This is a genomic window from Peptoniphilus sp. KCTC 25270 (assembly GCF_021012875.1).
Taxonomy (GTDB): domain Bacteria; phylum Bacillota; class Clostridia; order Tissierellales; family Peptoniphilaceae; genus JAJMZJ01.
In genome coordinates, this window is the sequence record NZ_JAJMZJ010000003.1 from 122,749 (window position 1) to 144,375 (window position 21,627).

General features: G+C 37.2%; 19 protein-coding genes. 5 read left to right on the forward strand and 14 right to left on the reverse strand.

Annotated features, from left to right (window positions below):
- Positions 1–35: 35 nt before the first annotated feature.
- The 7 genes from LQU94_RS06120 to LQU94_RS06150 all read right to left on the reverse strand — a co-directional run bounded on the left by LQU94_RS06120 (position 36) and on the right by LQU94_RS06150 (position 7,944).
- Positions 36–1,169 carry a cell wall metabolism sensor histidine kinase WalK gene (locus tag LQU94_RS06120; protein WP_230696815.1) on the reverse strand — a complete coding sequence of 378 codons (1,134 nt, stop codon included), beginning with the start codon at positions 1,167–1,169 and terminating at the stop codon, positions 36–38.
- A complete protein-coding gene (locus tag LQU94_RS06125; RefSeq protein WP_230696816.1) occupies positions 1,150–1,830 on the reverse strand; it encodes a response regulator transcription factor in 681 nt (226 codons plus the stop codon). The genes LQU94_RS06120 and LQU94_RS06125 overlap by 20 nt, the downstream gene beginning before the upstream one ends.
- Positions 1,831–1,936: 106 nt before the next feature.
- Positions 1,937–3,118, reverse strand: coding sequence for an MFS transporter (locus tag LQU94_RS06130; RefSeq protein WP_230696817.1), 1,182 nt, complete (start codon positions 3,116–3,118; stop codon positions 1,937–1,939).
- Between the two features lie 297 nt (positions 3,119–3,415).
- On the reverse strand, positions 3,416–4,879 hold the full coding sequence (locus LQU94_RS06135; RefSeq protein WP_230696818.1) for a helicase HerA-like domain-containing protein: 1,464 nt from the start codon (positions 4,877–4,879) through the stop codon (positions 3,416–3,418).
- 20 nt (positions 4,880–4,899) lie between these two features.
- The gene (gene rocF / locus LQU94_RS06140; protein WP_230696819.1) at positions 4,900–5,811 is read right to left on the reverse strand and encodes an arginase; all 912 of its coding nucleotides are present in this window, start codon (positions 5,809–5,811) and stop codon (positions 4,900–4,902) included.
- 10 nt (positions 5,812–5,821) lie between these two features.
- Positions 5,822–6,778 (reverse strand): 2-hydroxyacid dehydrogenase, encoded by a 957-nt coding sequence (locus LQU94_RS06145; protein WP_230696820.1) that lies wholly within the window; start codon positions 6,776–6,778, stop codon positions 5,822–5,824.
- Positions 6,775–7,944 carry a pyridoxal phosphate-dependent aminotransferase gene (locus tag LQU94_RS06150; protein WP_230696821.1) on the reverse strand — a complete coding sequence of 390 codons (1,170 nt, stop codon included), beginning with the start codon at positions 7,942–7,944 and terminating at the stop codon, positions 6,775–6,777. The genes LQU94_RS06145 and LQU94_RS06150 overlap by 4 nt, the downstream gene beginning before the upstream one ends.
- A 129-nt stretch (positions 7,945–8,073) precedes the next feature.
- On the opposite strand from LQU94_RS06150, the gene LQU94_RS06155 reads away from it, so the two are divergent.
- From LQU94_RS06155 to LQU94_RS06165, 3 genes are all read left to right on the forward strand, one after another.
- Complete coding sequence (locus LQU94_RS06155; protein WP_230696822.1) at positions 8,074–8,859, forward strand: IclR family transcriptional regulator; 786 nt, start codon at positions 8,074–8,076, stop codon at positions 8,857–8,859.
- Between the two features lie 148 nt (positions 8,860–9,007).
- A complete protein-coding gene (locus tag LQU94_RS06160; protein ID WP_230696823.1) occupies positions 9,008–10,963 on the forward strand; it encodes a YcdB/YcdC domain-containing protein in 1,956 nt (651 codons plus the stop codon).
- Between the two features lie 319 nt (positions 10,964–11,282).
- On the forward strand, positions 11,283–12,458 hold the full coding sequence (locus LQU94_RS06165) for an OFA family MFS transporter (RefSeq protein ID WP_230696824.1): 1,176 nt from the start codon (positions 11,283–11,285) through the stop codon (positions 12,456–12,458).
- A gap of 470 nt (positions 12,459–12,928) precedes the next feature.
- Here LQU94_RS06165 and LQU94_RS06170 read toward each other — a convergent pair whose 3' ends face one another.
- The 6 genes from LQU94_RS06170 to LQU94_RS06195 all read right to left on the reverse strand — a co-directional run bounded on the left by LQU94_RS06170 (position 12,929) and on the right by LQU94_RS06195 (position 17,531).
- Entirely contained in the window at positions 12,929–13,732 is an 804-nt protein-coding gene (locus LQU94_RS06170; RefSeq protein ID WP_230696825.1) for a formate/nitrite transporter family protein, read from the reverse strand.
- Positions 13,733–13,746: 14 nt separating this feature from the next.
- Positions 13,747–13,947: a hypothetical protein gene (locus LQU94_RS06175; RefSeq protein ID WP_230696826.1), complete on the reverse strand. Its 201-nt coding sequence runs from the start codon at positions 13,945–13,947 to the stop codon at positions 13,747–13,749.
- Between the two features lie 86 nt (positions 13,948–14,033).
- Positions 14,034–15,671: a putative manganese-dependent inorganic diphosphatase gene (locus LQU94_RS06180; protein WP_230696827.1), complete on the reverse strand. Its 1,638-nt coding sequence runs from the start codon at positions 15,669–15,671 to the stop codon at positions 14,034–14,036.
- Positions 15,672–16,457, reverse strand: a complete 786-nt coding sequence (locus LQU94_RS06185; RefSeq protein ID WP_230696828.1) for a GNAT family N-acetyltransferase — start codon at positions 16,455–16,457, stop codon at positions 15,672–15,674.
- Positions 16,458–16,461: 4 nt separating this feature from the next.
- Entirely contained in the window at positions 16,462–16,947 is a 486-nt protein-coding gene (locus LQU94_RS06190) for an LURP-one-related/scramblase family protein (RefSeq protein ID WP_230696829.1), read from the reverse strand.
- Positions 16,944–17,531 (reverse strand): hypothetical protein, encoded by a 588-nt coding sequence (locus LQU94_RS06195; RefSeq protein WP_230696830.1) that lies wholly within the window; start codon positions 17,529–17,531, stop codon positions 16,944–16,946. The genes LQU94_RS06190 and LQU94_RS06195 overlap by 4 nt, the downstream gene beginning before the upstream one ends.
- An 82-nt stretch (positions 17,532–17,613) precedes the next feature.
- Here LQU94_RS06195 and LQU94_RS06200 point away from each other — a divergent pair, with 82 nt between their 5' ends.
- A complete protein-coding gene (locus tag LQU94_RS06200; protein ID WP_230696831.1) occupies positions 17,614–19,335 on the forward strand; it encodes an ABC transporter ATP-binding protein in 1,722 nt (573 codons plus the stop codon).
- Positions 19,328–21,142, forward strand: coding sequence for an ABC transporter ATP-binding protein (locus LQU94_RS06205; protein ID WP_230696832.1), 1,815 nt, complete (start codon positions 19,328–19,330; stop codon positions 21,140–21,142). Before LQU94_RS06200 ends, LQU94_RS06205 begins: the two co-directional genes overlap by 8 nt.
- On the opposite strand, the gene LQU94_RS06210 is transcribed toward LQU94_RS06205, so the two are convergent.
- Positions 21,104–21,622, reverse strand: a complete 519-nt coding sequence (locus LQU94_RS06210) for a winged helix DNA-binding protein (RefSeq protein ID WP_230696833.1) — start codon at positions 21,620–21,622, stop codon at positions 21,104–21,106. The genes LQU94_RS06205 and LQU94_RS06210 overlap by 39 nt on opposite strands.
- Positions 21,623–21,627: the final 5 nt, after the last annotated feature.

Genomic DNA, 21,627 nt, shown 5'->3' on the forward strand with positions numbered 1-21,627 from the left:
GTTAAGAAATACTTGAAAACGAAAAAAGTCGAGAATTATTTCCCGACTTTTGGAAATTCCAAAATAAATTCCGACCCTTTTCCTTCTTTCGAAACAACAGCAATCTTTCCCCCTAAGGTTTTTACAATATTTTCCGTTAAGGACAAACCAATGCCAAAGCCGCCGGTCTCTCGACTTCTCGATTGATCGGTTCGATAAAATAAATCAAAGATTTTCTTCTGATCCTCTAGAGAAATTCCGATTCCCCGATCTTTTACTTTCAAAATCCATGACTCTTCTTCCTCTTCCATATTTACAGCGACCTCTCCCCCTACATTGGAATATTTAATTCCATTTTCTACCAAATTCAAAAGAATTCGGCTTAAGAGAATCTCGTCTCCTTTTACAGGAAAAGATGGGGGATGGTAAAGGAGAGAAATATTTTTTTCCTTGGCTTTTTGATCCAAATTCAAAAAGATTTCTTCCACTAAACTCCCTACATCTACATATTCATACTTCACTTCCGACTCTCTTGTAAATAGAAGAAGCCCCTCCACTAACTGAGAAAGACGGACCACCGTTTGAGAAAGATCCTCTACAAAAATTTCTTCCTCTTCCCCTAACTCTCTTTCCATTTTGTAGACGTCCAACTTCGATTGCATAATGGCCAAAGGCGTTCGCAATTCATGGGCCACATTGGAGCTAAAAACCCGCTCCTTTTCGTACCCTTCGTACAATTTTTTCATGGCATCGTTAAAAGAATTTTTCAGTAGGTCAATTTCATAATCTGCACTATAGGAATCGATCCGTTTGGAAAGATTTTCCACATTTTCTATATCCAGCTGAGCAATCTCTTCAGACAAATCCTTTAAGGGTTTCATTAGGCGGGATAAAACCAAATACATTAAAAGCGTTCCCAGGAAAAAAGTACAACCAATGACAATAATTGTGTAAATCTTATATTCCGAAGTCGCTCGGATTTGTTGTTCTGATAATAAAACAAATATCCCTTCTCCCGCTTCGTCCTCCACAGAATCGGCAATTTCTACCCCAAAATCTTGAAAGATTTGATTGGTTTTTATCCCTATGGCAATGTTGGAAATATAAAGCATCAAAGCAAAAATAAGTACCGCCGCAAATAGAGATTTCGCCACTAGGGAATGGCGCACATTATTTAGAAATTTCTTCATCGATAATATATCCTTTCCCGATTTCATTTCGAATGGGATCTTTTTCTCCCGTTCCTTTAATTTTTTTCCGCAAGGAGGAAATATGAACGCGTACAGCATTGGAAAAAGGATCCGCCTCCCCATCCCAGACGTGTTCCATTAGTGTTTCACTTGTAACAAAACTACCTCGGTTCAAAATGAGATATTCAAAAATCGAAGTTTCTTTTCCCGTTAACTTAATCTCTTCTCCTTCTAAAAAAAGGCTACGAGATACTGTGTCAAATTCTAAATTTCCCACTTTTATCATCGATTCTTCCACAATGTATTTTCTTCGAAACAAGGAGCGAATCCTCGCCATTAACTCTTCAAAGTAAAAGGGCTTGGTTAAATAATCATTGGCCCCTAAATCCAAACCTTCCACTCGATCCTCCACATGGGATCGGGCCGTTAATACAATGACCTGAATTTCCTGATTTTCTTCTCGAAGACGTTTCAAAAGAGTAAATCCATCTAATTTTGGAAGGTTTATATCCAAAATCATCAAATCATAGTTTTCCACAAATAAGATTTCTTCCGCCATTTCTCCATCCTCTGCTTCATCCACAGAATATCCTTGGAGACGCAAACCTTCTACAATGGATTTCCTTAATTCTTTTTCATCCTCTACAACTAAAATTCTCATAGGCCACCTCTCTTTCTATTATTCTATCAAAAGCAAATCATTCTTGTTTGAAAATTCTACAAATTTTTCCTACAAAAAACGCCCTAGGTTTCCTAGAGCGATTTTCTTATGCGAAATGTTTTTTCTCGTTCAGTTTTTTATTTACATAAGTAGCCAACGCCACTCCAATGATTGTAATGGCCAAATTAAATAACACGACATTTCTTGGTCCGTGGATTCCCGTTCCTTGGGTAATAAATCCCGCCAAAGACAATACAACATAATTGGCAATGGAAGAAGCAATCATTACAATGGATGTAATTTTCCCCTTATTGGTTGGGAATAGCTCGTTGGCTGTTGCCGTTGCCAATTGCAAAACACCGCCAGCTCCTGCATACCCTATAACAAATCCTGCCACTGTAATCATCCATGGAGTTTGGATTAAATACACCAACAATAAAGTTACGGCACAAATGGCAGGATAGGCAATTAAAACTTGAGAGGCGCGCCATTTTTTCAAAACAACAAAAGCGGTAAACAAAACGGCACACATGGTTCCTAAGGCGTAAAGAGATTGAATCTTCGCTGGATCTGCCACTCCATATTGCGTTGCCAATTCTTGGTAGCAGTTTAGCCACAATTGGAACGTAGCTGTACAAGTAAATCCTATAGCTATTAAAGCCAAGCTAGAGGGAGTAATGGTAATTTTTCTCTCTACATTGTCCTCTGCCTTTACCTCTGCATTCATTTCAGGGAAGGGAAGCAACCAAATCAAAAGAGCGTCTACTCCAATTAAAATTCCCGCCAAATAAAATAAAGTGGTGTAGGATAAAGACATGGAAGCAACCAAAGCAATTCCCAGTGGCAACAACAGTTGACCGATGGACATGGAGAATTTTGTAAACATATTGGCCACAGCCCCTTTGCCTACAAAAATTTCCAAAATCGATGGAATAACCGAAGTGTCTAGGAAAGAATTGGCACAACCTCCTAGTATGGCAACAATATAGGCCACCATCATCGTATTGGAATAGGGGATGCCAATGAAATATACCACGTACAATAAAATTCCTATCATGCCTGTAATTCTTCTACCAAATCGATCCGAAAATGGTCCCGCAATGGGAAGGGATATCAAACGCCCCAATCCAAGAGCTGCAATTACTTGCAATACCAAACTAATATCCGACGTTCCCCAGCTGGCGGCCACTTCCATTTTGTATTGAGCCAAAATGGATACGCCAATTCCGTGGATGAAATAAGTAAAATAAAGAGCTAAGGCTGTAAAAATATAATTTTTCCGTTTCATTTTTTTCTCCAACATATATTCTAAGTCATTTTATACTCGTATTTATCCATTCTACCACATTTTTGAATATTTCGGCAGAGGAATCCTCCAGGTTCCGTTTACAAAAATAGAATTTATTAGACAAAAATTAGATTTTCCCACAAAAATTTTCACAGGATTTCCCTTTTTATTGATGGATTTTGTGTTAAAATGAGAGAGTAGTGAATACTACATTAAATCGCTTACGACTCCTTATCGAAAGATAAAAGAGAATCAGATCAAAAACCCCGCACTGGGAAGTGCGGGGTTTTTGTGTTTTTATCTTCTCTTTAAGCTACCCAATACATTACGGGCAATTTCTCGTCCAATGGCTCGACTCATCGTTCCTAAAAAAGAATTCATCGATTTTCCTAACAAGTCCTGTTGGCTATTTTTTCTGCCTCGGGATTTTTTGTTTTCTTTTTCCAAAAGTTTTTCTTTTTCTTCCAATTCTTTTTCTCGTTGACGAAGAGCAATGTTTCTTTCTAAAATTTCGTAGGCACTTTCTGGGTCAACGGCTTCTTTATATTTTCCATAAAGAGGCGAAGATTCTACCAAACCGTTCCACTGCGATTCGTTAAGCGGATCAAAGGTTGAACGTGGCGGACAAATCAAAACTCTTTCTGCCATAGTTGGCGCCCCTGATTCATCCAAAACACTAACTAGGGCCTCTCCCGTTCCCAAACTTACAATGGCTTCTTTCGTATCCAAGTTTGGGTTGGCTCGGAACGTTTCAGCAATTCCATTAATGGCCTTTTGATCCTTTGGTGTAAAGGCACGAAGACCATGGATAATCCGATTCCCCAATTGACCTGCAATATCAGAAGGAATATCCAACGGATTTTGCGTAATGAAATACACGCCCACTCCCTTGGAACGAATGAGACGCACCAACTGTTCGATTTTCTCTTGCAACGATTTTGGACAAGATTCAAACAACAAATGGGCTTCGTCAAAGAAAAATACCAATTTTGGCTTTTCTGGATTTCCTACTTCTGGTAAAGTCTCAAATAACTCGGACAAAAGATACAAGAGGAACATAGAATACAAAACCGGATTGTTAATGAGTTTGGACGCTGCCAAAATATTTACCATTCCTCGCCCATTGCTGTCGGTTTTTATCATATCTTCCATTTCAATAGAAGTTTCTCCAAAGAAATTCGTTCCTCCTAAATCTTCCAAATAAACCAATTTTCGCAAAATGGCATGGACGGTTTGAGGAGCAATGGAACCATAGAGTTTCGAATAATCTTCTTTATTTTCTAACAATTCATTTAATAAACTGCGTAGATCTTTTGTATCAATAAGAAGCAATCCATTTTCATCGGCTACACGAAAGGCTGCGTTGAGTACGGCCACTTGTGTATCGTTTAGCTCCATAATTCGCCCAAGGAAAGTAGGACCCATTTCTGAAATGGTTACACGAAGGGGCATTCCCTTTTCTCCATATACATCCCAGACTTGAGTAGGGAAACCTTCTACTGAAAAATCTTCCATATCAATGGTTTCTACACGGCTTTTTACGTTTTCATTTTCCACGCCAGGTTGAGAAATATTAATTAAATCTCCCTTTACATCCGAAAGAATACAAGGCACACCCATACGAGAAAATTGTTCTGCCAAAACTTTTAACGTCACTGTTTTTCCCGTTCCCGTAGCTCCTGCAATCATACCGTGTTGGTTGGCCTTATTGGCCAAAAGATAGACTTTTTCCGTGCCCTTTCCAATCAATACTTTTTCCATTGGGCTTACCTCCTAAAAGTTTAGATTAGCCACTCTCCCAATAGAGAACCGGCCAATGCTACCGCCGCCTTTGCTGTCATATTTTCCATGTCTAAGGCAGGATTTACTTCTACAAACTCTGCACTTACTAATTTTTCTGTTTTCGCTACCAATTCCAAGCTTAAATGCGCTTCTCGATATCCCATTCCCCCTGGAACTTTGGTACCTGTACCCGGTGCAACCGTAGGATCCAAAACGTCCATATCAAAACTTACGTGAATGTGTTCGCAACGATCTTTCAAATATTCAATCGCTTCTTCCATAACGTGTTTGATTCCGTAATAATCCACTTCATGCATGGTATATACTTTTATACCCAAATCTTTCATCATCGTACGCTCGCCGCCATCTAAATCGCGAGAACCAATATATACGATATTTTCTTTCTTCAATAGGCTTTCTTTTTGTCCGATTTCCAAGAGTTCTTCTGCCCCAAGACCTAATAAAGTAGCAACAGGCATTCCATGAATATTTCCCGTTGGGCTTGTGTCGTTGGTGTTAATATCTCCGTGGGCATCAAACCAAATAACACCAAGATTTGGATATTTGTCCAATACCGCTTTAATGGAACCGATAGCAATAGAATGATCTCCTCCAAGAATCAAAGGAAATTGTTCCGCTTTTAATTCTGTTTTTACGGCTTCGTACAAATCCATATTGGCTTTTTTCACAAGCTCTAAATTATTCAAATTGTTTGGAGCACGGTCCATTCCCAAATGATTTTTTACTTCTACATTTCCGCAATCTTTTACATCGTATCCAATTTCTTCAATACGACGAACCATCCCAGCCAAACGAATGGCATCTGGTCCCAAACGGCATCCTCTTAAGCTAGCTCCCATATCCAATGGCGCACCAATAATAGAAATGTTTTTGTTAATTTCTGGTTTCATCTGATCTCCTTTATTCATTCACAATCGGTAAATCAGCCAGTTCTCCATTGTAAAAATGATTAATAATTGTTGCTACATGAAAATCTGCGTCAAAATCTGACTCTTGACTATAAAAGGCGCTGTGCGGAGTTATTACCACTCTAGGATCTTGCAAAAATTCCATCTTTTCTAGATTCGGCATTTCAGACTCTAATACATCCAATCCCAAGCCAAGAATCTTTCCCGTTTTTAAGCCCATTTCATAAATTTTTTCATCTACAACACTTCCCCGAGCTGTATTGATAATGAAAATAGGCTTTTGGCAACCTTCCAAAAATTCTTGGTCAATCATATGAAAAGTAGAGTCATTTAACGGAACGTGAAGGGTTAATACGTCCATATTCTTTTGCAAATCTTCTAAAGAAGCCTCTTTTACTCCTACTTCCTTAAAGACATCCTTCAAAATATAGGGATCGTAAGCAGAAACTTCACAACCAAACCCCTTAAGGCGTTTTGCCATCTGGCGACCAATTTTCCCCAATCCTATAATCCCTACATGAAGGGAGGACATACGGCGAAATTTATTACCAAAGGCGTCATAGTCCCAACGAAATTCCTTTTTAATCGATTCGTTTAAGTTGGAAATATAACGAACCCGATCCAACAATAATGCCATTCCATGGTCTGCTACATCTTCTACGCAATATTTCGGATTGTTTGTAACAAGAATCCCTTTTTCTTTGGCATATTCAATATCTACTGTGTTGAATCCTATACTGGCCATAGCAATGCACTTTAAGTTGGGAAGTTGATCAATGGTTTCTCTATCTAAGATTTCATAAATGGGAACGACTACATCTGCCTCTTTCCCTGCAGCAACAATTTCTTCCTTAGAAGAAACTGGTTGATAAATGTATTCTATCGATGGATTCAAATATTTTTTTACCACCGGCGCATTGATGGCCGAGGTAAATTGAACGACTTTCATTTCTTACCTCCAAAAATATCCATTTTTTCTATTCGGTCAAAGGCTTCATCAATGGCCTTTTCATCGACTGTAACAGCCAGACGAATATATCCCTCACCACATTTTCCAAAAGCATCCCCTGGAATGGTTAAAACTTGTGCCTCTTTTACCAAACGATCTGCCACTTCTTCCGAACTTAGCCCCGTTTCTTTAATATTGACAAACAAATAAAACGTTCCCTTTGGTTCTAACATAGAAGCGTTTTTCAATCTTTTGATTCGCTCATAGGCATAAAAGGTCCGCTTTTTATAGGTTTCAATCAATTCTGGCTGAAATTCTTTCCGATAACGAATGGCATAAATTCCCGCTCTTTGGGAGATGGAAGGGGCTGTAAATACATTATTTTCATTGATCTCTTTTACTACTTTTATAAAAGATGCATCGGCAATAATATAGCCCAATCGCCAACCTGTCATAGCGTAATTTTTGGAAAAAGATCGCAAAGTTACTGTATGAGAAAAGCTATCCTCCAAAGTATTTAGTGGAAAAAATTCTTCCTCATAGCTAAAAGACGTATAGATATCGTCAGAGATTACAATAAAATTGTGTTTTTTTGCCAAAGCACCAATGGCTTCCAAACGTTCCTTTGAAAGGCAGGCCCCTGTAGGATTGTTTGGCGTATTTACAATGATGGCTTTTGTTTTCTCTGTAATTCTCTCCTCCAATCTTTCTAAAGAAATTTGAAATTCCTCTTCTTCATAGGTTGGAAGAAAAACAGGCACGCCACCACAAAGTTCTACTTGAGAAGGATAAGGGGTAAAGTAAGGATCTGGTATAATGACCTCATCTCCTTCATCCAATAATCCTTCCAAAGCAAGCCACATTCCATGACAAGCAGAGGTCGTTATAAAAACATTCTCTCGAGAAATATTCAACCCATACTCTTCTTTTTGAAAACGAACAATTTCATCAATCAATTCTTCATCTCCATAAAAAGAAGTGTAATGGGTATGACCTTTTTTTGCATCGGCAAAAGCCAAATCAATGATTTTCTCCGGAGTGGTCACATCGGGATCCCCCAGAGAGAAATTTACAAGGTTGGGCATGGAAGAAGCAATATCTCCCGAGCCACCCATGGCCGTTGGTGTAATGGTTTGATATTTTTTTGAAATAAGTGATCGTTCCATAATGCATCCTTTCTCTACTATAAAAAATCGTCATTTTTCAAAAGGAAACACTGTTTCAAATCCACTTGTTTTTAATATACCATGAATTTCTGTGGTATACTATACTAAAATCAAAAAAAGGAGATTCTTATGGATAAACAAGTGAAATCAGAATACATAGTTCCCATGTTAGATAAAACATTACAAATTTTAGATTACTTGCGTCAACATACTGGCTATTCTCGCATTGCCGAAATTAGCAACGAATTGGACATCCCTAAAGGTACCGTTTTTCGCATTCTCTATACTTTGTCTTTGGCAAATTTTGTTACAAAAGACAAAGAGGATCGCTATAGTTTAGGGGTCGCTTTTATTAATTATGGATCCACTTTGAAAAATGAATGGGATATTTTAACTTTGACCCGTCCTTTGATGGAAGAGGCCGCCAAAGAAATTGGAGAAACCATTAATATCGGTATTGCCACAGAAAATAAAGACATTATTATTTTAGATAGTATTGCGGGAGAAGATTTCTTCATTGCCCGCCACTTAATTCCTGTTACTCCTATGTATTGTTCTTCCATTGGAAAAATTTTCCTTAGCCAAATGGGCGAAGAAGAATTGGAAGATTATTTGGAGAACCAAGAATTCGTACCTAAAACCATCTCTACCATCACCTCAAAAGAGGGTTTGCTAAAAGAGTTAGAGGAGGTTCGTGAGAAAAACCTTGCCTTTGACCGAGAAGAATATACTTACGGTTTGACTTGTGTGGGATCTGGAGTCTTTGTAAATGATAAGCTACAAGTTGGTATAAGTATTACAGGCCCTACAACTCGCCTTGAACACAAAGGAATGAAACGCATCGAAGAAAGGGTACAATCCTTAGCAAAGGAAATTGAAGAAGTCCCTGGTTTGGGCAATCTTTTGGTTTTCTGATTTCTTATTGTTGTAGTATACCATTATAAAAAAAAATATCCATCTTTTTCTTCTCTCCATCGATTCTATAAAAACCATTTACAAGGGATGATCCCTTGTGAATCTATGTTCTTTGGTTGATGAAATAATGAAAGGAGTAAATAGGAAAATGTATAAAAAAATTGGGTTCGTTCTTTTATCTGTATTTCTACTCACCCCCTCTTCTCAAGTCTTGGCTGATGCTAAGGTGGCTCAGCCGGTACAAATTGCAACGAAAGATATTGATAAAAAAGAAGTTTCCCGTATAAAGGAATTATTTGGCATAAAAAAAGGATTCGAAGATTTTGAAGTAAGCGTTGATCCATCTACTTCGCACAATGGGTATCTAAAAAATTTATCTAAGGACAAAACGACAAAGTCCTATCATTGGCAGGATGAAACAAATGGATCCATCTCTGTGCAAGTCAGTTCTGATGGAGATATAATCAGATATATGAAATTCTTTAATGATGAAGAGATGATTCCTCTAGAAGTCTCCAGAGAAGAAGTCGAACAGAAAATATTAGAAATTTTACCAAAGATGTATAAAAATGCAAAAGAATTTAAGATTACCGATTTCAGTATAATTCCTGAATCAAAGGAATACGTATTTTCACTCAAAAGATACATCCATGACATTCCGGTTGCCGACGGAAATATTCATATCATCTATTCAAATAAACTGCAGGAATTTACAAGAATTGATTTTGAGTCAACACTTGGGGATGCATTATTAATGGTACCTACAAAAGATTTTGACACAAAGGCGAACATCGATAAAGACAAGGCCTTTGAAATATTGAAAAAAGAATCGCCACTTAAATTGTCCCTCCTTCCGTTTGCTATGGATAAGGATTTATTAAAGCATGTATATTATACTGATTTGAAAAAAATCGATGCAAAGACCGGTGAATCAGAAATATATTGGCCATACCAAAATTTTATGGAAACGGAAGCAAAAGATATGGCTCTTGATCCTCAAGAAATAAAAACAATCGAGGGCATAAAGGGACTAAAGACAGAAGCGCAAGCAAAAACATTGGCAGAAAAAATTATAGACGGAGCAAAGGCTGAATCCATTCGACTCACTAGCAACAAAGAGAATTACCTATATGAGATACAACTTAAAGAAAGAAATCATACTGCTTTTCTTACACTCAATGCCAAAAATTTAAAGATTGAATCTTTAGACCATTGGACTGATAAAGATACCAAAAATAAAATGGATGATGCTCAAAATATTAAACTTGCAACAGATTTTATTAAAAAATACTCCAGTTCTAAAGAACTAAACTTTGAAGAAGCATTTACAATTCATAACAATGTATATGCAGAGGTTCGAATCCCAAGATTTATCGATGGAAAAAAAGTCGTAAATAATTTTGCTGTAATTGCAATCGATGGAAGTGGCAAGGTTTCATACTATTCAAAAAACTTTTTAGACTATGAAATCGAAAAAAATAACCTTACCATTAATGAAATGGAAGCAAACGACATTTATTTCAACTCAGGCGATTTTGGACTTACATTTATAATTAAAGATGGCGGACCAAAGCTTTATTGGAGTTCATTGTCCGGAAACAATCCTATCATAGATAATGACAAAGTCTTAAAAGACGTTTATCTTAAGGAAATCCATTCCTCCTTTCAATATGAAGACCTCAATGAATCAAAAGATAAAGAGATCATCGAAAAATTATCCCATATGAACATCGGGTTTACTGGCAAAAAGTTAAAAGACAAGGTAACCCTCGTTGAATTTATAAGTCAAATGAATGGATACGACGACATAAACGACAAAGAAATGCTAAATAATTATGGCATAAGGGATGCCGTCAATAAAAGAGACAAAAATCTACTCGAAAAGGACTTGGTCTCTTACTTGGTTTACAGCAAAAATTTAAAACCCGCTTTGGAACTAGATGGAATATATAGAGAAAATCTATTTGAAAATCAGAAAAGATTGAAAGAATATGAAAAAGTATATATCTTTGCATATGCTTTGGGCTTAGTGGATAAGTCGATTGCACCGGAAAAGGAACTGACTGTAGAAGAAGTTTTATTGATGATGAATAAAAATTTATAATCCGTTTCTCAGCTTTGTAGAGAATATTCCCCAAGAAAAAAATTATGTCTTGCCGTAATAGAAACAGGACAAATTCGTCTTGGAAAAGGAAAACTACAAAGACAAATTATATGGATTGGACGGTATGTTTTCATCGTCATACTGTAGAATAAAACAAAAAAATTATCTTTTAAGTGTTAAAAAAAAGAATCAGGGTATACTATATACAATAAGCCACATATCCATAATTTTTCTATAGGATAAATTTTATACTTACACCTACATAGCGCTCCTTTTGGAATTTTCCAGGCGCTACAATTTATATTTATAGGAGAATAATATGGAAAAACAAAAAAATCGTTGGCTTATACTAATTGCCGCAATATTAACAAACGTTTCTTTAGGAGCAGGATATATGTGGTCTTTATTTGCAGGACCCTTAAAAGAAGCTCACGGATGGACTGACTCTATATCATGGGCTTATAGTATTTCCTTTGCCATGGTACCCATTGCAATGATATTTTTTGGACCAAAAGTAGATAAAATTGGCGGAAAAAAAATAATATTTCTCGCAGGGATTCTTTTTGGAACGGGAATGATATTAACTGGTTTTATTACAAATCAATCTTTACTTTATATCACATATGGACTTTTAACAGGATTTGGAATTGGAACGGGCTACGGAACAGCGACTGCTACTTCTGTAAAATGGTTTCCGGATAAAAAAGGTCTTGCTGGAGGATTGACTGCAGCAGGATTTGGCTCGGGATCTCTTATTCTAACGCCAATTGTACAGCCACTTATTGCAAATGTGGGAATTCAAACAGCCTTTAAAATTATGGGCGCAGTGTTGCTTTTCATCATAGTGGGTTGCTCTTTCTTTATGGAGAAAGCACCGGATTCTTTAACTGGTAATACAAAAACGGTTGTTGCAACTGCCCATGATAAAACTCCACCAGAAATGAAAAAAGAATCAAAATTTTGGGTTTTATGGACAATCTATACTTTAGCAACCACTGGCGGAATGATGTTAATTGGACATGCTGCAGGTATTGTAAATGAATTCTCATTAGGAAGTGCAGCTGTCGTTATCATGATGTGTGCAGCAGCAAATACTGCAGGAAGAATTATTTGGGGTATGATTTCTGATAAAATTGGTAGATACTTGACCGTTATTGCCATGTTGATTTCCAATGGAGCAGGACTTCTACTTCTAAACTTTAACACCCTATTAGGAGCAACTGCAGGAGTTATTGGGATGTTATTGATTTACTTCTCCTTTGGAGGATTCCTTGGAGCGTTTCCAGGAATTACTGCAGAAAATTGGGGAACCAAAAATTCCAGTGCAAACTATGGATGGATGTTTACAGCTTATGGTATAGCGGCAGTCATTGGACCTCAAATTGCCACATTTACAGGATATAGTAGTGCATTTATTATTTCTACTATAATGTGTGTTGTGGGAATCGTCTTAATGTTAATGTTTATGTCTCGAAACAAAAAGAGTGCGGCATAAAACTCTTTGTCAAAATATTGATCGAGAAAAATAAAAACAATAGGCTTAAGCCAAAGGCTTAGGCCTATTGTTTTGCCTAAATTTAATGGAATTATTCCTATCAAAAAACAAAAAAAAGGAAAAGAAGGGATGCGCCTGCCTATCTGCTTGTAAAATTATATAGGAAGATAGGCACAGGTATATACAACCCGTCGATTTATTCTCCATTACAAACTAAATATTATTTATTTTTTACACTGTAATATTTACTTCCACACCCACAAAAAAAGCAAAGAACCAAAATTCATGGCCACTCAAGTTTCTTCCCTTATATGTATATATTGATAATGTAAGTACAATAAATACCACTATAGTGCCTCTCAGCCATAAACTCTTCTTACTCATTTCCTCTCTAGAAAACTTTTTGCTTTAAAAATCACACCAATCCATATTTTGTTTGTCACCAAAAACTTAAAACTTAGTCGCCATAATTACGATTCCCATGTTTCAAAGTCAGGCGTTTTTTGATTGCATTCGCTCTTTTTTCTTCCCATTAAGTAGTAAGGCAAAGCTACAAAAACCACGCCTCCAATCATATTTCCTATGGTCGCCCCAAAAATATTATAAAAATATCCATATAAGGAAATACTAGAGGTTTCTTGAAGAAGCTCCAAAGTTAGCAAAGTCATATTGGCCACACTATGCTCAAATCCTGATGTAAAGAAAGCATACAAACACCAAAAGACCATAATCAATTTCCCCGATTCTGATTTCAATCGAATGCTGCAAAATACTGCCAAACAAACCAAAATATTACACAAAATTCCACGAATGACCAAGGCTATAAAGGGAATTTGCGTCTTTGCCAAAGCCGCTTTTGAAACCGCGATTCCCATGGCCCCTTCATAAAGTCCGGTTTGAGAAAATAACATGGCAAGGACAATTCCTCCGATCCAGTTTCCTACGTAGCAAAAAATCCAAGCTTTTATAAGATCTGTGCAGCACAAATCCTTTTTTAAGGTTCCCACTGCCAAAACAAAATTATTGCCTGTGAACAATTCTCCTCCCGCTGTAATAACCAGGCTTAAAGCGACACCAAAGGAAGCTCCCATTAAAATCTTTCCAAAAGCAGCTCCTTCTAAAGCACCTGAAACACTAAAAGCCAATAACACTCCAAATCCAATAAACATTCCTGCCATTAAAGAGGCAAAGAAATATCCTACAGGATTTTCTCGTAAAAATTTCAACTTATTTACGGCTCCTTTTGCTACCAAATCTACCGGTTCTGAAAACATCTCTCTCTCCTTTCCTAAACAACAAAAAGAACCGCAAAAAAATCACGGTTCTTCCTACAACAATCCCCTATTTCTTTTTTCTCTAAGCCCACACAGATAGGATCCATCATTTCATAGGCACCTCCCCCTAGGAAGGAAACCGTTTCGATGTTTTTCTTTGGGAATCCAACTATTTTTTCCAAAAAATATAGTTTTTTCCCCTTCCAAACCATCATGGATTCCACCTCATTTTACAAACTTAAAGACTTTCCTTTTATCTACCCCTAGTATACACTATTTTGAGAAATATACAAAGATTTTTTTAAGAAAGAATGGCGTCCTTTATTTTAGGCAACATTTGTTTCTTACGAGACAAGAGTCCTGGGGCAACAAAGGAATTCTCTTCTAATTTTTGATCAAATTCTCTCGCCAACTCTTCTTGGTATTTCCCTGTGGTCACAACTTCTGAAACTTCCTTAAAAATGTCCGTTAAAATTAAGAAGAAGGAGTCGTTACGTTTTTCCTTTCGAATCATTTCCATTTCCCGGAATAAATCCTCTTTTATTCCGGAGATATTTTCCAAATCCATAGTAAATACCTGGGCAACGCGTACAGAAGCTCCTTCAATTAAAAATTCTTTCACATCTGCATTCAACAGTTCTTCCGGTTGCACCCCTTCCAAAGAAGTCCCCGCTCGAAACATTTCCATAGCATATTTTTCAATATCAATATTGGCAATTTTTGCCAATATATTCAGAACTCGTTTGTCTTCTGGAGTGGCCGTTGGAGATCGGAACAATAACGTATCCGAAATAATAGCCGAGGCCAAAAGTCCCGCAATGGCTTTGGGAGGACGCAGCCCTTTTTCCATAAAAATTTTTCCGATGATCGTAGAAGTGCTCCCAACGGGCTCATTTCGAAAATATACGGGCCCAGATGTAGAGATATTGGCCACTCGGTGGTGATCAATAATTTCTACAATTTCTCCATCTTCAATATCCTCAATGCTTTGGCTCTTTTCGTTATGGTCCACAAGAACCAATTTCTTTCTACTATTATTAATCAAATGATAACGAGAAATGGAACCAATCACATGATCTTTATGATCCAAAACAGGATAGGAGCGATAGCGAGAATCTCCCATGATCGCCTGTACTTCATCTACAGTGTCGTCTTCATAAAATACCACTAAGTCCTCTGTAGACATGACCAACTCCACTGGAGCCGCTTGAGGCAAAAGCCTTGCGGTCATAAAGGAATTGAATTGAGTGGATAAAACCGTAATTCGCTTTTTTCTCGCCATTTCTAAATATTCTTCTTTCATATCAAACCCGCCCGTTAATATGATTAAAGATACATCTTTTTCTATGGCATCTCTTTGGGCATCGTATCGATCCCCTAAGATGACTATATCTCCTTCTTGAATATGGTCTCCAATATTTTCCGGATGCATAGCATAGATAGTAATCTTTCCCTTAAATTCCCTTCCATTCTCTGGGGGTGTTAAAGGCGTTGCAGACAATACATCTACAATATTTTCCCATGTGGTATTGCTTCTTCCTAAAATTCCATCGTCCCAAATGTCCATATAAGATTTTGTAATATCCGATAGAGAAACAATTCCTATTAAATGTTTTTCTTCATCTACAACGGGCAAATTCCCAATTCCAGACTCAGACATAAGTTTCAGGGCCTTATATAAAGATAGACTTTCTTCAATGGTAATTCCCTTGTCCATTTGAAAATCCCGTACTTGCGGTTTAATGGATTCCTTAAAACGGGGAGGCTCTACACCAAAATAATCCAATACAAACTGAGTCTCCCGATTGATTTCTCCTAAACGGATCGGTTGTGGATCGTATTCCGAACGATTCTCCAACAAAAAGCTATAGGCAAGAGTCGAGCAAATGGAATCCGTATCAGGGTTTCTATGGCCAGTAATATATATTTTTTCCTTCATTTAGCCCTCCTTATAATCCAACATTCCAAACAATCCTACTTCTTGAAATCCTAGAGATTTGTAAATCTTTCCTGCTTGAGGATTGTGATAAAAGAGTAGGAAAAATTCTCGTCCCCTTTCAAATCCCACTTTGCACATTTGAGAGACAATGCCAGAGGCCAATCCCCTATTTCTATGATTTTTGTCTGTGGCTACCCCAATAATCATAGACCCTTTGGGGGTATCGGCTGAAGTTCGAGCAGAAGAAATCCATTTTCCTTCTTCTTTGTACCCGAAAAACAAACCTCCATTTTTCTGGTCCCATTCCATCTTCTCTACTTCTTCCCCCCGATTGGGGCGAGTCGGAAATTCTTCAATGGAATTGGTAAAATCAACCAGTTCCAAAAAATCTTTAGAAGAAAGCTCTTCCCCTAAATATTTTTTTGGCTGAAAATACTCTTCTTTTAACTCGGCCAAATGGGTTTTCTTCGCCTCAAAATCTGACAAAAAAGCCGCCAGTTTTTGAATTTCTTCCCATGGTCCCGTTATATGTTTTAGTTCTTTTTCTAAAATCCACTGGGCCACCGTTTCTCTATCCCAATTTCCTTTTTGAGAATAAATACAACCACTATCGAAATAGGTTAGAATAATTCCTTGAATCTCTTCCCCATATCCATATACATCAATGGCCGGATGATCCAATCCCAATCCTACAATATCCCCATAGATAAAGAAGTTCATGGATAAATCCGGAGAAATATAGGATAAAATTTCTTCTTTTTGATTCGTTTCAAATTTTTTCCACATAATTTTATTTTTTTTCTTGTTCATCAATAATATTGTCTACAGCAATCATAATCGCAACAATTAAATCCTGTTTGCTTTCATCGTGAATTTTCATTTCAAACACATCGGCAAAACGGAATAGTTCTCGGTCAATGGATCCTAAGACTTGTTCTCCGTCCAATACTTGAAAGGAGCGGCTTAAAAAATCCCCTTGAACAAAAAGTTTTTGTCCTTGGGCTTCGACATCAATGGCTTGTTTGAAAAAAGTAAATCGACTGTTTAAGAAAATCTCTCTTCCGTCTACAAACTCCACCTTATAACGGGGTAAAAAAGTAAATATTTCTCGATTAATGGTAAAAATTGGATTCCCTTCTGAATCTTTTACATGAACCGTATTCCCCACAAACTTAAAATCCTGGTCCACAAAATATACCGGATTTTTGTTTTCATCTAAAATAGGATAATGGTCCGTAACCTTAAATACCTTTTGTTGCACATACAGTGATCTCATGAAAATTCTCCTCTCTTTACCAAAACCCCCATAGAGCGATGGAAGGTTGGTTGGTTAAAATATTTCCAAAAATTCAATTTGTATCTTCGTCCCCAACTGGAAAAATAAATGGTCGCCTCTTCTCCTTCTTCTCGAAGTTCTGTAATGGTAATCCAATGAAGGCGAAAAGCTCTGTGTCCAAAATCCGTATTTAGCATTAAAACCGGCTGATTTCTTTTTAGACAACTGCGTATATAATCCAAAGCTTCTGTTCCATAATCTTTTCCTCTATAGGGAATGATTTCATAATAGGGATTTCCTCTTCGGGCCCATTTTTTCAATCCCATATTTAGAGCCCAAATGCTTCCAATCCCCCAAATTCTAGGGCGTAAAGAAGAAAATAAATCCTTCATAAAAGCCAAGGCTTTTTTCTTTTCCACAGAATACTCTTCTTCTAAATAAAAGATGGCGTTGGCAATGGCCGCCACACCACAACCTCTTAATACATAAAAATCAGAAACCATTCCTCTCATCCAATTTTGATTAAACCCATAACTTCCATTTACTTGAACAAATTCGTCCTTATTTATTTTTGTTATTTTCATAAATATTCCTTGTTTTCCTTTGTCTTTTAGGGTATATATAAATGTTAGCACTTACAATAGTTTTTTAGAATAGGAGATGCATTTGAAAAAATATATAACCCCTTACATTCCGCAAATTTGCATAATTATCCTTTTGATATTTGCAAGCATTTTTGCTGATTTGTATTTACCACAATTTATGAGTCGAATCGTCGACGAAGGGGTTCTTACAGGAAATATTCCCCTTATTTATGAGTTGGGAATCCAAATGATTGGATTGTCCCTTGTCTCCGTTTTATTGACGGTAATTTCTGGGCATTTTTCCGCGAAGGTTTCCATGTCTTTTTCTAGAGATTTGCGAAATGGCTTATTCTCCCACGTTTTGGGGCTAAGCTTTGAGCAATTCGAAAAATTTGGAGCGCCTTCAATTTTAACAAGAACCACCGACGACGTTACCCAAGTAGAAAGAATGGCCATTGTCGCTTTACGTCCTTTGGTTCGTGCACCGATTATGTTTATTGCAGCTACAACCATGGCCATTCGTACAAATTCTCGTCTTTCTCTTATTATACTCCTATCGGCGCCTTTGTTACTATTAATTGTTACTTACATTGCCCGATCCAGTATTCCTTGGTTCCATAAAATTCGAAAATTAACGGACCACATTAATTTATTATTTAGAGAAAGATTGACCGGAATTCGCGTAATCCGAGCCTTCCATCGAGAAGAATCGGAAGAGGTCCGATTTGGAGAAACCAACAAAGATATGTTAGAAACTTCCATTAAAGTAAATTATTTATTGGTAAGCATGCTTCCTGTCTTTAACTTAATTTTTAATTTAAGTATGATTGCTGTATTGTGGTTGGCCGCTGGGCAAATTGATGCCGGAAGTATGGCTGTGGGAGATTTAATGGCTTACATTCAATACATTACCCAAATTATGTTTGCTGTAATGATGTTTTCCATGTTATTTGCTATGTATCCAACGGCCCAAGCTAGTTATTCACGGATTGTTGAAGTATTGAGGGAGCCTGTTGCTCCACCCCATGGAATGACAGAAATTCCTGAAGGACCTGTTGAGTTAACTTTTGATCATGTTACCTTTCAATATCCGGGAGCAGAACGCCCTGTTTTGTATGATCTTTCTTTTACTGTAAAAGAAGGAGAAAAATTGGCCATTATTGGAGGTACCGGTTCTGGAAAATCTACCATTTTGAAATTAATCAACCGCTTTTATGATGTTACAGAGGGAGAAATCCGCTTAAATGGAATCCCCATCCAAAAAATCGCTTTGGAAACATTGCGAGATAAATTGGGTTACGTTCCTCAAAAATCTCTTTTGTTCTCGCGTACCGTAAAAAGCAATCTAAATCTTGGCTTGGAAGAAGATCTTTCCGATGATAAAGTTTGGAAACTTCTATCCATAGCCCAAGCCAATGATTTTATTTCTGGTATGGAAAAAAATTTAGAGCATATGATTGCTCAAGGTGGAAAGAATTTATCTGGGGGACAAAAGCAACGTCTTTCCATTGCTCGGGCTTTGGCAAAAAATCCTCTCGTCTATATGTTTGATGACTCCTTTAGTGCTCTTGATTATAAAACCGACCGTAAGCTACGCCAAGAATTGGAACCATTGTCTGAAGAATCGGCTACCATTGTTGTGGCCCAAAGGGTCATGACCGTTACCGATGCAGACGAGATTTTGGTTTTAGAAGATGGAGAAATTTTATCCCGCGGCACCCATGAAGAATTATTAAAATCTTCAGATATCTACCGAGAAATTGCCATTTCTCAGTTGGGAGAAAAGGAGGTGCAAAATGGGTAGACGTTTTACTGTTGTAGAAGAAAGAGATCGTCGTTCTCTTCGTTCCAAGGAAAGTCTCGATATTGTAAAACGACTCATGAGCTATCTGAAAGAAGATAAAATCTTTGTATTTTTGGCTATCTTTTTTACAGCAGCCAGTACAATTTTTGATATTTTCACCCCTTGGATTTTAGGTTTGGGCGTTACTTCGATTTTTAATAGCATTACAAATGGAACAGGAATTGATTATAGCTATCTTATAAGAATTATTCTCATTCTTGGGGCTCTATATATTACCAGTTCTCTCTTCCTATTGTTGCGAGGTCGAATGCTGGTAAAAGCAACCCAAAATATGACCTATCGCTTGCGAGAAGATTTATCCCGCAAAGTCAAAAAACTTCCCCTTTCTTATTTGGATCAACACAAGGTAGGGGACTTGCTCAGTCGTATGACCAACGATATGGATTCCATTGGAAACAATATGCGCCAAAATATTGCTCAAATTATCAGCGCTTTTGTTACCATCATCGGAATTTTAATTATGATGTTTTCTATTGAAATCCGTCTGACTTTGGTCGCCTTAATTTCTCTTCCTCTTAGTGGATTGATTACAGGCCTTGTGGCCTCAAAAAGTCAACACCACTTCCGAAAGAAAAGTTCTACTTTAGGAAAATTGGACGGATATTTAGAGGAAATGGTCAGTGGACAAGAAGTAGTTAAGTCCTATACTTTTGAAGAAGTCGCTATAAAGGAATTCCAAGAAATCAATAAGGAATTGTACCAAGCCAGCTATAAATCTCAATTTATTTCCGGATTGATTATGCCTCTAACCAGTTTTGTTTCCAATATTGGCTATGTAATTATAACTGTTTTAGGTGGTATTCTCGTATTAAATAACGCCTTAACCATTGGAGCGATCCAAGCCTTTATTCAATATTCCAGAAAAATCAATCAACCCATTTCTCAAATGGCCGAGGTCGTTAGCTCCTTACAATCTGCCATTGCAGCCGCTGGTCGTATCTTCCAAGTTTTAGACGCAGAAGAAGAAGCTCCTGTAACGAATCGTGAAGATTTACCAGAACATTGTTGTGGAGAAGTTTCTTTTGAAAATGTATTTTTTGGCTACAACGAAGACGAAATGGTTATTCAAGATTTTTCCCTTGAAGTCAATAGCGGCGAAACCATTGCTATCGTTGGCCCAACAGGCGCTGGAAAAACTACATTGATTAACCTATTGATGCGTTTTTATGACGTAAACAAGGGGTCCATTAAAATCGATGGAACCGATATTCGAGAAATTCCACGAGATGATTTACGAAATATTTTTGGTATGGTTCTTCAAGATACTTGGTTATTTTCCGATACAATTTTCGCCAATATTGCCTACGGAAAACCTGGAGCAACTATGGAAGATGTAGTGAAGGCGGCAAAAGCCACTTTTGCTGATAATTTTATTCGAACCCTCCCAGAAGGATACGATACCATCATCCATGAAGATGGATCCAGTATTAGTTCGGGGCAACGACAACTTCTAACCATTGCTCGTGCCTTGGTTTCGGATCCGGATATTTTAATCTTGGACGAGGCCACAAGTTCCGTGGATACTCGAACCGAAAAATTGATTCAAAAAGCCATGGACGAATTGATGAAGGGACGAACCAATTTCGTTATTGCCCATCGTCTTTCTACCATTGTTGGGGCAGATAAAATCTTAGTTTTACAAAATGGAAATATTGTAGAACAGGGAAGCCATGAGGAATTAATTGCAAAACAGGGCGAATATTACAACTTATATAATGCACAATTCGATGAAGAAGAATCTGCATAAAAAAATAGGCTTGTTTCTATAACAAGCCTGTTTTTTATTGATAAAATCTGTAACTTCTGGCATTAATTCTTCACTCATAATCGTTAAAATGGACTCTAATTTTTCTAAATCTTCTTCATCAATTCGATTTTTCAACCGATTCAAAACCGTATTGAGATATTCTTCTTTCAAAGCATAATAATCATAGAATTTATCAGTTACCTCTAAATAGTATTCCCTCTTATCTTCTTCCGATTGAATTTTCCGAAGATAACCTTTTTTTACCAAAGAACCTATTTTATAGGCTACATTGGGATGAGACATTTCCAAAAATGCAGTGATTTCACTAACTCTTGGTCGATCCAAAGCATGAATTACCTCTACAGTAAAAGTTTCTGTCGCTGTTAAAGTCGCTTCTCTTCCTTGAAGGTTTCGAAACATATTTTTGTATAGATTCAATTTGAATTTATTGTACACTTCTGAAAATTTTTGTTCTAACATAGTAC